The organism is Streptomyces cinereospinus (assembly GCF_042430725.1).
Lineage (GTDB): Bacteria > Actinomycetota > Actinomycetes > Streptomycetales > Streptomycetaceae > Streptomyces > Streptomyces cinereospinus.
The window spans coordinates 122,183-134,339 of the sequence record NZ_JBHMCY010000007.1; the positions used below are offsets into that span (position 1 = coordinate 122,183).

Genomic DNA, 12,157 nt, shown 5'->3' on the forward strand with positions numbered 1-12,157 from the left:
AGTGCCGCCGGGCGGTCTCCAGCCGCACCGCCTCCGCCGCCCGGCCCTCCTCGATCTCCCCCACGCAGTTGTGCAGCACGTGTCCCACGGTCCACGCGCGCGGCCCCGGCCCCCGGACGTCCGTCAGTGCGTCGAACCGCCGGCGGACCCCCTCGGCACCGAGACGGCCGTGGCCGCCCGCACCCTGCGCGACCTGGTCCGGCTCGACTCCGGCCAGCACACCCGCACCGGCCTCACCGACCTGCCCCGGGTCGGCCACCGGGTGCCCGAGTGGGAGCCGGAGCCGCTGCGCCGGCTGGGCGTCCACGGCAGGTACGCCGCCTGCCGCACCGCCGACCGCCGCGAACCGACCGCGCACGGCACCGGGTCGTCCCGGCCGGCGCGGCCGGCGGACCGGGTGGCGGGACGGCACTGACCCGGCCGGCCCGGCCCGGGAAGCGGCCCGGTCCCGGCGTCCCGGACCCGCCGCGAGGTCCGTGCCGGGTTCAGGACCCGCCCGCGAGGAGGGCGGCGACGGCCCGCTCGGACCAGTGGCCGGACGCCCCCGGGCAGGCCGCGACGTACTCGGCGATCGCGTCCGCGTCCCAGACGCCGGCCGACAGCAGCCCGGCGGCCAGCAAGCGCACGTAGGCCGCCGAGGGCGCGTTCCACCGGACGTCGGTCATGCCCCAGGGAGCGGTGAGAGTCAGTACGGGCAGGCCGTCGATCTGACCGGCGCACACCAGCGTCTCGTAGCGTCCCTCGCCCAGCACGGCCCGCCCGTGTGCCAGGACCTCGCCGAGAGCGAGGTCCGTCCCCGGCTCCCGGTACATCTCCTGGGCGGCGATGTCGGCGAACTGCCCCGTGGTCACCAGGTGCGCCCTGGCCAGCACCCGGCCGGACACCGCCGGGTCGTAGAAGGCCCGGCCGCCTCCCCACACCGGCGACTCGGTGGCGAAGTACAGCGCGCCGGACAGTTCGACCGCGAGCGAGCGGGCCGGCATGTCGGGGTTCCGGCAGCCGGGATACTCCCGTGCCGCGCCCACGGGACGCCCGCCGCGGAGGTAGCAGGCGAGCCGGTCGAGGTGCAGGTTCGAGCCGTAGGCGGCGTACCAGACCGCCGCCGGCTCCCGGTCGACGGGCAGCGCCGGATCGATGCTGCTGAGCGCTTTCACAGGCGTTGCCCCTGGTGGCGATGGAGCCCCCTGTCGGATTCGAACCGACGACCTTCGCTTTACAAGAGCGGCGCTCTGACCAGCTGAGCTAAGGAGGCCTGCACGCGCGTGACCGCGTGCCCGTGCAGTGTACCCACGTCCCGCCCCCGCCCTGTCGAATATTTCCGCGAAGTTCACCGCGGCAGGGCTGCTGACAGAACAGGTGAACGCGGGGTACCGTCCTCACGCAGTTCACACGCGTGGACTAAACCAACCACCTTCCTACAACGGATCGTCCGGCACGTTCCTGCCGGTAGAAGGGGGCCCATTCACCATGGCCACTGTCACGTTCGACAAGGCGACCCGGATCTACCCGGGTTCCGACAAGCCCGCCGTCGACGCCCTCGACATCGAGATCGCGGACGGCGAGTTCCTCGTCCTGGTCGGCCCGTCCGGCTGCGGCAAGTCCACCTCCCTGCGCATGCTCGCGGGCCTGGAGGACGTCAACGGCGGCGCCATCCGCATCGGCGACCGCGACGTCACCCACCTGCCGCCGAAGGACCGGGACATCGCCATGGTGTTCCAGAACTACGCCCTCTATCCGCACATGACCGTCGCCGACAACATGGGCTTCGCGCTCAAGATCGCCGGCGTCAACAAGGCGGAGATCCGGCAGAAGGTCGAGGAGGCCGCGAAGATCCTCGACCTCACCCCGTACCTGGACCGCAAGCCGAAGGCGCTCTCCGGCGGTCAGCGCCAGCGTGTCGCCATGGGCCGCGCGATCGTGCGCGAGCCGCAGGTCTTCCTCATGGACGAGCCGCTGTCGAACCTCGACGCCAAGCTCCGCGTCTCGACCCGTACGCAGATCGCCTCCCTCCAGCGCCGCCTCGGCATCACCACCGTCTACGTCACCCACGACCAGGTCGAGGCGCTGACGATGGGAGACCGCGTGGCGGTCCTCAAGGACGGTCTGCTCCAGCAGGTCGACTCCCCGCGCAACATGTACGACAAGCCCGCCAACCTCTTCGTCGCCGGCTTCATCGGCTCCCCGGCCATGAACCTGATCGAGGTCCCGATCGCCGACGGCGGCGTGAAGTTCGGCACCTCGGTCGTGCCGGTGCAGCGTGACGCGCTCTCCGCCACCACCGACAAGACGGTCACCGTCGGCGTCCGCCCCGAGCACTTCGACGTGGCCGGACCGGACTCCGACCTCGGTGTCGCGGTCACGGTGAACGTCGTCGAGGAGCTGGGCTCCGACGCCTACGTCTACGGCTCCGCCTCGATCGGCGGCGAGACCAAGGACATCGTGGTCCGCGTCGGCGGCCGCGAGGTCCCGGACAAGGGCACGCAGCTGCACGTCGTGCCGCGCTCCGGCGAGACCCACGTCTTCTCGACGTCGACGGGCGAGCGCCTCTCCGACTGAGCACCATCCGGCTCACGGAACACCCGGCCCGGGTAATTCACCCAGGTTGACGAATGCGGCCTCGCGGCCTGGCCGCGGGGCCCTTTTCGTTGTCGACAAATACCCCGGCACACCGGGTCATTTCGAGCACTGTACGTCAACCCGGCCTCCGGGAAACACCGCTGCACCATCACCCGTACCGGTGACCAAATGTCGCCAAATCATTACCGGGCGCTACCCTCACTCGCGTGAAGCACTCCACCACCTCACAGACGCGACGCGGCCAGGGCCCCGCCCGCCGGATCGGCCGCTCACTCGCCCTCGTTCTGCCCGTCTTCCTGGTGCTCTCCGGCACGCTCGCGGTCACGCGGGTCAACTGGTCGGGAGACCCCGAGAGCTCGGTGCTCACCGCAGCGGAGGTCTCGGCCTCCGGCTCCCGCACCGCGCCCCGTGCCCCGCACGAGGTGCTGCGCGACCAGCTTCTGACCGAGCTGCAGCGGACCGACCCGGGCACCGCCCTCACCCACCTCCAGCAGGCGGTGGACGAGCGCCCCTCGCTGGGCCGCCACTGCGCGTCCCTCGCCCGCGCCCTGGGCCGCGCCGCGGTCCGCGTCTACGGCCCGACGCGTGCCCAGTCCTACTCCCGCCCCGTCTGCGACACCTCGTTCGCCTCGGGCGTCCTGGCCGCCCACGGCTGACCCGGCGGCGCCGGCGTGCGACAGCCCCGACCGGCCCCGGCGGGCCGCCGACGGGCTCCCCCGCGCCGGCGCCGCGCGGCGCGACCCCCGCCGCCGGGCGGCCACCAGGCCCCCGGGATCACCGGGCCGGGCGCCGCGTACAGTGCCGGGCATGACCGATCCGAACGCCGCCGCGCGCCCCGTCCAGGCCGTCATCCTGGCCGGCGGCCAGGGCTCCCGGCTGCGCCCCTACACCGACGACCGTCCCAAGCCGATGGTCGAGATCCCCGGCACGGGCACGCCGATCATCGGCCACCAGCTCACCTGGCTCGCCGAGGAGGGCGTCACCGACGTCGTGATCAGCTGCGGCCACCTCGCCGAGGTGCTCCAGGAGTGGCTGGACTCCGCCGACCTGCCGGTCCGCGTCACCACCGTGGTGGAGACGGAACCCCTCGGCCGCGGCGGCGGCCTGAAGTACGCCGCCGCCCACCTCCCCCGCCCCGAGCGCGCCTGGTACGCCACCAACGGCGACATCTGGACCCGGTTCTCGCTGCGCGACATGGCCGACTTCCACACCGAACGCGACGCCGTGGCGACCCTCGCCCTGGCCCGCCCCCGGATCCCGTGGGGCGCGGTGCAGACGGACGGCTTCGGTCACATCACCGACTTCATCGAGGCGCCGCCGTCCACCTTCGAGATCAACGCGGGCGTCTACGTCTTCTCCCCCGGGTTCGCCGCCCTGCTCCCCGAGCGCGGCGACCACGAACGCACCACCTTCCCGCACCTGGCCCGCGAACGCCGCCTGGCCGGCTTCCCGATCCCCCAGGGCGCCTACTGGCGCGCCATCGACACCGCGAAGGACCTCACGGAGGCCGCGAAGGAACTGGCCGCGCTGAGCCGTTGACCGCCGGCGGCACGACGCCCTTGACCGCACGCGGCACGACGACAGCCGGGTACGACGACACACGGGTACGACGACGGGGTCCCCCTGCCCGGGGGGACCCCGTCGTCGTACCCGTGGCGGACACGGCCCCTCGGGCCGGTCCGGCGCTAACCCAGCAGGCCGCCCACCAGCCCCGGCTGCCCGGACGTCGACTCGCCGCCGCCGGAGCCCGTGCCGCTGCCCGTGGACCCCGTGCCGCCCGACGAGCCGCTGCCCGTGCCGCCGCCGGAGGTCGGGCCGGCGCTGGTACTCGGCGCCTCCTCCACCGGCGACGGCTGCTGCGGTGGCGCCTGCCCCGTCGTGCCCTGCGTCTGGCTCGGCGAACCGCCGGTGACCGTGCCCGCGTCGCGGGTGGCGTCCGGCGTGGTCGCGGCGTCCGTGCTGGGCGCGGCCGAGGTCGCGTCCTGCGTCGGCGAGGCGACCGAGGCCGACGGCGTGGTCTCCGCGCGCCGCTCGCCGGGGTCGGACGGCAGCGGTGAGCCGGGCTGTTCGTTGCGCGGCGCCTCGCCGGGGCCGGGCACGACCACCCGGTCGGCGTCCCGCACGGCACCGCCGAGCAGCGAGCCGACCAGCAGGGTGAGCCCGGTGACGACCGCGGTGACGAGGGCGCCCCGGCGCAGGACGTACCGCCGCAGCTCCCAGATGTCGGAGCGGGGTCCGAGCCGCCGCCAGGCCAGCCCGGCCAGCCGCCCGTCGACGGAGTAGACGGGTGCCCCGGCGATGAGCAGCGGCGACCAGGCGGCCAGGTAGATGATGTCGGGCGCGTCGTAGGCGGGGACGCTCTTCCAGCTGACGGTGACGAGCAGCGCGGCGGAGAGCAGCGCACCGCCCACCGCGGCGACCCGCTGCCAGCAGCCCAGCACGGTGAGCACGCCCACCACGACCTGGGCGAAGGCGATGACGAGCCCGGCGCCGACGGGGTGCTCCAGGGCGAACTGGCGCAGCGGCTCGGCGACTTGCCACGGGTGCAGGGTGTTGAGCCACTTGACCATGGAGCCGCGGTCGCCGCCGTCGAAGTACACGGGGTCGCAGAGCTTGCCCATGCCGGCGTAGATGGAGATGGCGCCGAGGAAGACGCGCAGCGGCAGCAGGACGACGCCGAGGTTCATCCGGCGGCCGGGGTAGTAGGCGTGCCGCGCGGGATCGTCGGCGTGCCGCCGGGAGCGCGGGGCGGCGCCCTCGTCGTCCGGGCCGGCCGTCACCGGTGCGTCGGCGTGGCCGTCGTCGAACCGCTCGCCGGGGTGGGCGGGCCGGTCGTAGGCGCCCTCGACGGTCCGCATGGCCGGCAGCAGCCGGGTGCCGGCGCCGCCGGGGGTGCGCTGGGCACCGACGACGGGGGTCTCGACTGTCTGGTCGAAGTCCTCACAGCCGTCGTAGCCGTCGTAGCCGTCGTAGCCCTCGTAGCGGCCGTACCCGGCGCCGACGTCGACGCGCGGGATGACCTGGGTGGCTCCGGCGTCGGCGGACGGTTCCTCCGGGTGGCGGACGCCCGCACCGCGCACGGCCTGGAGCAGGCGGTGCGCGCCGGTGTCGTCGGGGGCGGACCGGCCGCTCCACACGACCGGGCGGCGGCGGGCGGCCTCGCCGGCCTGGGCCGTTCTGCCCGCCGTACCGACGACCGGCATGCGGGCGGTGTCCTCGGTGGCGCTCAAGTGCCGTGCGACCCGCGGCGACTGGGCGCGGCGCGAGGACGCGCCCAACTGCACGCGGAAGCTGGCGTGGTTGACGATGATCTGCGCCGGGTCGCTCGGCACCTTCACCATGCTCAGCGCGGGAGCGTCGTCGAATTCCGACGAGCGGTCCCCCGTAGGTGTGCGGGGTGTTCTGGTGTCCACACTCATCTAACCGAGTGACGTGTGTTGAGGACACTGCTTTGACCCGCCGGATCTGTCCGGACAGCGTCAAGCATGCCCGGACAGCCCGGAACACCCCGTGTGGGTGACTATGTCGAACGGTCGTTCAGGCCCGTCGCCGTGCCGCCTCGTACAGCACGATGCCCGCCGCCACACCGGCGTTGAGCGACTCCGCCCCGCCCGGCATCGGGATCCGCACCCGGACGTCACAGGTCTCGCCGACCAGCCGCGACAGCCCCTTGCCCTCGCTGCCGACCACGATGACGACCGGTCCCCCCAGCGCCTCCAGGTCACCCAGTTCGGCCTCGCCGTCCGCGGCGAGCCCGACCACGACGATCCCGGCCTTCTGGTACGCCTCCAGGGCGCGCGTGAGGTTGGTGGCGCGCGCGACCGGCGTACGGGCGGCCGTACCGGCGGACGTCTTCCAGGCGCCGGCGGTCATCCCGGCCGCGCGCCGCTCGGGGACGACCACGCCGTGGCCGCCGAACGCGGAGACGGAGCGGACGACGGCACCGAGGTTGCGCGGGTCGGTCACGCCGTCCAGGGCCACGATGAGCGGATCCTCGCCCTCGTCGGCGGCGGCGTCGGCGAGGTCCTCGGGGTGGGCGTACTCGTACGGCGGCACCTGGAGCACCAGCCCCTGGTGGTTCAGGCCGTTGGTCATCCGGTCGAGCTCGGGGCGCGGCGCCTCCATGAGGTTGATGCCGCCGCGCTCGGCCGCGAGCTGGAGCGCCTCGCGGACCCGCTCGTCGTTGTCGATGAACTGCTGGACGTACAGCGTGGACGCGGGCACGCCCTCGCGCAGCGCCTCGACGACCGGGTTGCGCCCGACGACCAGCTCGGACGTCCCCCTGCCCCCGGCACGCCGCTGCGGCGCGCGCCCTCCCGCGCGCCGCGCCTTGGCGGCGGCGGCACGCTGCTTGGCGTGTCCCTTGCGCATCTCGGCGGGGGGCGTCGGCCCCTTGCCCTCCAGGGCCCGGCGCCGCTTGCCGCCGCTGCCGACCTGCGCGCCCTTCTTGCCGGACATGCGGCGGTTGTTCGCGGCCATGACCTACCTGCCTGTGGTGAGTACGTACGTCTGTGAAGTGTGCCGCCCGACGCTGCGGACGGCACATCGGTGTGCTGTCGCCCCGGCCGCGCTCAGCGCGGGCCGAGGCTCCAGCGCGGTCCCTGCGGGCTGTCCTCGATGGCCAGACCGGACTGCTTGAGCTGGTCGCGGATGGCGTCCGCGGTGGCCCAGTCCTTGCGGGCGCGGGCCGCCTCCCGCTGGTCCAGGACGAGGCGTACCAGGCTGTCGACCACGCCGTGCAGGTCCTCGCCACGGTCGCTCTCGCCGGCCCAGTGCGCGTCCAGCGGGTCCAGGCCGAGGACGCCGAGCATGGCCCGCACCTCGGCGAGGCGGGCGACCGCGCTCTCCTTGTCGTCGGCGGCCAGGGCGCTGTTGCCCTGCCGGACGGTGTTGTGCACGACCGCCAGGGCCTGCGGCACACCCAGGTCGTCGTCCATCGCCTCGGCGAAGGCGGGCGGCACCTCGCCGGCCGGCTCCACCGGGCCGCCGGCCAGCTCCACCACGCGCTGCACGAAGCCCTCGATCCGCGCGAACGCCGACTCGGCCTCGCGCAGGGCCTCCTCGCTGTACTCGATGGTCGAGCGGTAGTGCGGCGTGCCGAGGTAGTAGCGCAGCACGATCGGGCGCCACTTCTTGACCATCTCGGACACCAGCACCGAGTTGCCCAGCGACTTGGACATCTTCTCGCCGCTCATGGTGACCCAGGCGTTGTGCAGCCAGTACTGGGCGAAGTCGTCGCCGTAGGCCTTGGCCTGGGCGATCTCGTTCTCGTGGTGCGGGAAGACCAGGTCCAGGCCGCCGCCGTGGATGTCGAAGGCGCTGCCCAGGTACTTGTGCGCCATGGCCGAGCACTCCAGGTGCCAGCCGGGGCGCCCGCGGCCCCACGGGGTCTCCCAGTCGGGCTCGCCCGGCTTGGACGCCTTCCACATGGCGAAGTCGCGCGGGTCGCGCTTGCCGGTGATGCCCTCCTCGGCGGGCTGGCGCAGCTCCGCCAGGTCCTGCCGGGACAGCTCCAGGTACGCGGGCCAGGACCGCACGTCGAAGTAGACGCTGCCGTCGGCCTCGTAGGCGTGCCCGCGCTCGATGAGGCCGCGCATCATCTGGACCATCTCGGTGATGTGGCCGGTGGCGCGCGGCTCGTAGGTCGGCGGCAGGCAGCCGAGGGCGCGGTACCCGTCGTCGAACGCGCGCTCGTTCTCGTACCCGATGGACCACCAGGGGCGGTTCTGCTCGCGGCCCTTGCGGATGATCTTGTCGTCGACGTCGGTGACGTTCCGGACGAACGTCACCTCGTAGCCGCGGTACGCGAACCAGCGGCGCAGGATGTCGAAGTTCAGGCCGGAGCGGATGTGCCCGATGTGCGGGGCCGCCTGCACGGTGGCACCACACAGGTAGATCGAGACACAACCCGGCGTGAGCGGGGCGAAGTCACGGATCTGCCGGGCGCTGGTGTCGTACAGGCGAATAGTCACCACTCCAGAGTAGTGGGCCGCGGGCGATGCCTCGTGCCCCTTGTGGACAAGGCGCGCCCGTTTGCCGCGTCCCCCGCGCGGTGCCCTCAGCCGGCGCGCACCACCAGGGCCGTGGCCACCGCCATCAGACCCTCCCCGCGCCCGGGGAAGCCGAGCCCGTCGGTGGTCGCCCCGGAGACGGACACCGGCGCCCCGGCCGCCTCGGAGAGCACCTTCTGGGCCTCGTCGCGACGCTTGCCGATCTTCGGGCGGGGGCCGACGACCTGCACCGCGACGTTGCCGATCCGGAAGCCCGCCGCGCGCACGACGCGGGCGGCCTCGGTCAGCAGCGCCACGCCCGACGCGCCGGACCACTCCGGCCGCCCGGTGCCGAAGTGCTGCCCCAGGTCCCCGAGCCCGGCGGCGGAGAACAGCGCGTTGCACGCGGCGTGCGCCACGACGTCGGCGTCGGAGTGCCCGGCCAGGCCCGGCCCCTCGCCCTCCCACCTCAGGCCGGCGCACCACAGTTCGCGGCCGTCCTCGAAGGCGTGGATGTCGGTGCCGATGCCGACCCGCGGAAGCGGCGCCTCAGAAGCCATCGTTCAGCCTCCTGCGGGCCAGGACCGCCTCGGCGAGCACCAGGTCCAGGGGCCGGGTGACCTTGAAGGCCTCCTCGTGCCCGGGGACGACGACCACCCGCAGGCCGAGCTGCTCGACCATGCTCGCGTCGTCGGTGACGTCGCCGGTGACGGTCTCGTGCGCGCGGACGAGCGTCGCGCGGTCGAAGCCCTGCGGGGTCTGCACGGCGCGCAGCCGCGCCCGCTCCGGCGTGGCCAGCACGGGTTCCGGCTCACCCGGCGTCCGCGCCGGCTCGACCTCCTTGACGGTGTCCGCCAGCGGCAGCGCCGGCACCACGGCGGGCGCGCCGCCGCGGACCGCCTCGATCACCGCGTCCACGGTGTCGACCGGGACCAGCGGGCGGGCCGCGTCGTGCACCAGCACGACGTCGTAGCCGGGCGGCAGCGCGTCGAGGCCCAGCCGGACCGACTCCTGCCGCGACGCGCCGCCGGGGACGACGAGGAAGTCGGTGCGCTCGGGCAGGGCGTGCGCGTCGAGCAGGGACTTGACCTCGGCGGCTCCGTCGGGCGGGGCCACGACGACCACGAGGGAGACGGCACGGGACGCGGCCAGCGCGCGGACGGCGTGGATGAGCATGGGCGTACCGTTGAGCGCGCGAAGCGCCTTGGGGGCGCCAGGACCGAGGCGCACGCCCCGGCCGGCGGCCGGGATGACCGCAGCGGTACGGACTCCTGCGGGCGAGGGGCGCGGAACGTCAGACATCGTTTCCTGTCAGGTTTGTGTGCTCGGCCTACGTGGGTATGGCCTCAGCGTGCCAGCGCGCGGGCGCGCGCCGCATCGACCGGACCCTTCCGTGACCCTGGTCGAGCCGGCCGCCCGGGCACGGCACGCACAGTACCGGGGGACACTTCCTCGGCGTACGCACGGCGTTCGGGACGGACGGGGCACATCCGTCCGGCGGGACGCCGGCGACCGACCCGGGACCCCTCAGGTTCGGGTACGAACATGCCGCAGCGCCCGGCGACTGGAATGTGTCATCGGGCACCGCGGCATTTCGATGTGCTGAGCGGAGCGGGCCTGCCTCAGGTCAGGAGGCGAGCACCTCGTCGAGCAGAGCCTCGGCCTTGTCCTCGTTCGTGTTCTCCGCGAGGGCGAGCTCGCTCACCAGGATCTGGCGGGCCTTGGCGAGCATGCGCTTCTCACCGGCGGAGAGTCCGCGCTCGCGCTCACGACGCCACAGGTCACGCACGACTTCCGCGACCTTGATGACATCGCCGGAGGCGAGCTTCTCCAGGTTTGCCTTGTAGCGACGCGACCAGTTCGTGGGCTCCTCGGCATACGGCGCGCGCAGCACCTCGAAGACCCGGTCCAGCCCGTCCTGACCGACCACATCACGCACGCCGACGAACTCCGCATTGTCCGCTGGCACACGTACCGTCAGGTCACCCTGGGCGACCTTCAGCACCAAGTAGGTCTTGTCCACGCCTTTGATCTGGCGAGTTTCGATGGCCTCGATCAGCGCGGCCCCGTGATGGGGATAGACCACGGTGTCGCCAACCTTGAACGTCATGTGACAGGTACCCCTTCCGTGGCTATCCAGGGTAACACGGAAACCGCGGGTTCTGAATGGCGTTTTCGCAGGTCAGGGCATATCTCAGGGCTTGACAACAGCGACAGGAACGTGCTCCGGCCAACCGCCGGAGTGCGGTATGCGCAGGTCGGAGCGGCTCTCCGGGCCGAGCGAAACGTGCACGTTACGCACATCCGGCGACCCCACCAGACGGCTGAACGTCCCCAAATGTCCGGTTCCTAAGGCGGGGCTTCCACTACTCCGTTCGGCGCCCGGGGGCCGGTACGCGCCGTTTCCGGAATTGATCACGACACACCGGAGGCGAACCTCCGGTGATCCATTTCCCGGCCGGCCCCGCATTCCTTCACGTAAATGTCGCGAAGGCTTATGTGAATGCCCTACGAGCGCCGGACCCGCCCGCACCACGGGCCCTCGTACCCCCTGCTGAGGGACGCCGGGCGGGCCCGGGGGAGGGTCGGGTGCGGCCGCCCGGGAACGGCTCGGTAACCTAAGGCCGCTGACAGCCACTTAGGGCGGCTTTACACCGACAGCTGCCCGTGCGTTCAAGGAGTTGCCGCCGCCGTGAGCAGCAGCCTTCGACGCGGCGCCCTCGCCGCCACCGCCATCGCGTTCTCGATCGCCTCGCTCGCCGCCTGCGGCGCCGGGAACCAGGCGCAGACGCTGGAGATCAGGCCGGACAACGCGGCCACCAGCGTCGGCGACATCAAGATCCAGAACGCGGTGGTCATCACCCAGGCCGACCCCGAGGCGACCGGCCCGGCCGTCGTCTCCGCCACCGTCTTCAACGCCGGCGACCGCCCCCAGACGATCGAGTCGATCAGCCTCGACGGCGCCCGGACGGTCGAGCTCTCCCCCGCGTCGGGCAGGGGCGAGCTGACCGTCCCGGCCGGCGGCTCGGTCGTCATCGGCGGCGAGGGCAACGCGTCGGCGGTGCTGCAGGACGCCGAGTCCCTCACTGACGGCGACGCCCACAGGGTCACCTTCGCCTTCAGCGAGACCGGGGACGTGACCATGCGCGCGTTCATCGTCCCGGCCGAGGGCTTCTACGCCGCGTGGGGCCCGAGCGGGTCGCCGGCGGCGAGCGCCTCCCCGTCGCCGACCGGTGAGGCCACCGGGGAGAGCGGCGGCGACCACGGCGGCGAGGCGACGGGCACGCCGTCGGACGCCGCGAGCGGGTCCGCCCCGGCCACGGAGCCGGCGGCGGACGACACCGCCGGTCACTGACCGTCGTACGCGGAAGGCCGTGCCCACGAGGCCGTATCCATGAGACCCCGTCCACAAGGCCCCGTCCGCAGGGCCGTGTCCACGGGTCCTCTTGAGAAGGCCGCATCCACGGGGCCGTCGTATCGAGAAGGCCGTGTCCACGGGTCCTCTTGAGAAGGCCGTGTCCACGCGGCCGTATCGAGAAGGCCGTGTCCACGCGGCCGTATCGAGAAGGCCGTGTCCACGCGGCCGTATC

General features: G+C 73.1%; 11 protein-coding genes, 1 tRNA gene and 1 pseudogene. 5 read left to right on the forward strand and 8 right to left on the reverse strand.

Annotation, left to right across the window (positions count from 1 at the left end; translation table 11 throughout):
- Window positions 1-154: 154 nt before the first annotated feature.
- Window positions 155-415: pseudogene (locus tag ACFF45_RS05790) on the forward strand (FAD-dependent oxidoreductase); the annotation flags it as partial.
- A 70-nt stretch (window positions 416-485) separates the two neighbouring features.
- Here the strand turns inward: ACFF45_RS05790 and ACFF45_RS05795 are convergent.
- Together ACFF45_RS05795 and ACFF45_RS05800 are read right to left on the reverse strand one after the other, a co-directional pair.
- Complete coding sequence (locus tag ACFF45_RS05795; protein WP_381342760.1) at window positions 486-1,154, reverse strand: histone deacetylase; 669 nt, start codon at window positions 1,152-1,154, stop codon at window positions 486-488.
- A 21-nt stretch (window positions 1,155-1,175) separates the two neighbouring features.
- A tRNA-Thr gene (locus tag ACFF45_RS05800) sits at window positions 1,176-1,252 on the reverse strand.
- Window positions 1,253-1,467: 215 nt separating this feature from the next.
- On the opposite strand from ACFF45_RS05800, the gene ACFF45_RS05805 reads away from it, so the two are divergent.
- The 3 genes from ACFF45_RS05805 to ACFF45_RS05815 all read left to right on the forward strand — a co-directional run bounded on the left by ACFF45_RS05805 (window position 1,468) and on the right by ACFF45_RS05815 (window position 4,116).
- A complete protein-coding gene (locus ACFF45_RS05805; protein ID WP_381342763.1) occupies window positions 1,468-2,556 on the forward strand; it encodes an ABC transporter ATP-binding protein in 1,089 nt (362 codons plus the stop codon).
- A gap of 227 nt (window positions 2,557-2,783) precedes the next feature.
- Entirely contained in the window at window positions 2,784-3,233 is a 450-nt protein-coding gene (locus tag ACFF45_RS05810) for a hypothetical protein (protein ID WP_381342766.1), read from the forward strand.
- A 151-nt stretch (window positions 3,234-3,384) separates the two neighbouring features.
- Window positions 3,385-4,116 (forward strand): nucleotidyltransferase family protein, encoded by a 732-nt coding sequence (locus ACFF45_RS05815; protein ID WP_381342768.1) that lies wholly within the window; start codon window positions 3,385-3,387, stop codon window positions 4,114-4,116.
- A gap of 146 nt (window positions 4,117-4,262) precedes the next feature.
- Here ACFF45_RS05815 and ACFF45_RS05820 read toward each other — a convergent pair whose 3' ends face one another.
- The 6 genes from ACFF45_RS05820 to ACFF45_RS05845 form a co-directional block, all read right to left on the reverse strand.
- Window positions 4,263-5,996, reverse strand: coding sequence for a DoxX family membrane protein (locus ACFF45_RS05820; protein ID WP_381342771.1), 1,734 nt, complete (start codon window positions 5,994-5,996; stop codon window positions 4,263-4,265).
- 118 nt (window positions 5,997-6,114) lie between these two features.
- Window positions 6,115-7,056: a 23S rRNA (guanosine(2251)-2'-O)-methyltransferase RlmB gene (rlmB, locus tag ACFF45_RS05825; RefSeq protein WP_381342774.1), complete on the reverse strand. Its 942-nt coding sequence runs from the start codon at window positions 7,054-7,056 to the stop codon at window positions 6,115-6,117.
- 92 nt (window positions 7,057-7,148) lie between these two features.
- Window positions 7,149-8,549 (reverse strand): cysteine--tRNA ligase, encoded by a 1,401-nt coding sequence (cysS, locus tag ACFF45_RS05830; RefSeq protein WP_381342777.1) that lies wholly within the window; start codon window positions 8,547-8,549, stop codon window positions 7,149-7,151.
- A gap of 86 nt (window positions 8,550-8,635) precedes the next feature.
- Window positions 8,636-9,127 carry a 2-C-methyl-D-erythritol 2,4-cyclodiphosphate synthase gene (gene ispF, locus ACFF45_RS05835; protein ID WP_381342780.1) on the reverse strand — a complete coding sequence of 164 codons (492 nt, stop codon included), beginning with the start codon at window positions 9,125-9,127 and terminating at the stop codon, window positions 8,636-8,638.
- Window positions 9,117-9,869: a 2-C-methyl-D-erythritol 4-phosphate cytidylyltransferase gene (ispD, locus tag ACFF45_RS05840; protein WP_381342782.1), complete on the reverse strand. Its 753-nt coding sequence runs from the start codon at window positions 9,867-9,869 to the stop codon at window positions 9,117-9,119. The genes ispF and ispD overlap by 11 nt, the downstream gene beginning before the upstream one ends.
- Window positions 9,870-10,194: 325 nt before the next feature.
- Window positions 10,195-10,677 carry a CarD family transcriptional regulator gene (locus ACFF45_RS05845; RefSeq protein ID WP_003953493.1) on the reverse strand — a complete coding sequence of 161 codons (483 nt, stop codon included), beginning with the start codon at window positions 10,675-10,677 and terminating at the stop codon, window positions 10,195-10,197.
- A gap of 582 nt (window positions 10,678-11,259) precedes the next feature.
- On the opposite strand from ACFF45_RS05845, the gene ACFF45_RS05850 reads away from it, so the two are divergent.
- Window positions 11,260-11,922 (forward strand): copper chaperone PCu(A)C domain-containing protein, encoded by a 663-nt coding sequence (locus tag ACFF45_RS05850; RefSeq protein ID WP_381342785.1) that lies wholly within the window; start codon window positions 11,260-11,262, stop codon window positions 11,920-11,922.
- The last annotated feature ends 235 nt before the right edge of the window (window positions 11,923-12,157 follow it).

Excerpts from the sequence above, each read along its gene's own strand:
- ACFF45_RS05815 (WP_381342768.1), top strand. The coding sequence starts at position 3,385 with ATGACCGATCCGAACGCCGCCGCGCGCCCCGTCCAGGCCGTCATCCTG.
- ispD (WP_381342782.1), bottom strand. The coding sequence starts at position 9,869 with ATGTCTGACGTTCCGCGCCCCTCGCCCGCAGGAGTCCGTACCGCTGCG.
- ispF (WP_381342780.1), bottom strand. The coding sequence starts at position 9,127 with ATGGCTTCTGAGGCGCCGCTTCCGCGGGTCGGCATCGGCACCGACATC.
- rlmB (WP_381342774.1), bottom strand. The coding sequence starts at position 7,056 with ATGGCCGCGAACAACCGCCGCATGTCCGGCAAGAAGGGCGCGCAGGTC.
- ACFF45_RS05805 (WP_381342763.1), top strand. The coding sequence starts at position 1,468 with ATGGCCACTGTCACGTTCGACAAGGCGACCCGGATCTACCCGGGTTCC.
- ACFF45_RS05845 (WP_003953493.1), bottom strand. The coding sequence starts at position 10,677 with ATGACGTTCAAGGTTGGCGACACCGTGGTCTATCCCCATCACGGGGCC.
- ACFF45_RS05820 (WP_381342771.1), bottom strand. The coding sequence starts at position 5,996 with ATGAGTGTGGACACCAGAACACCCCGCACACCTACGGGGGACCGCTCG.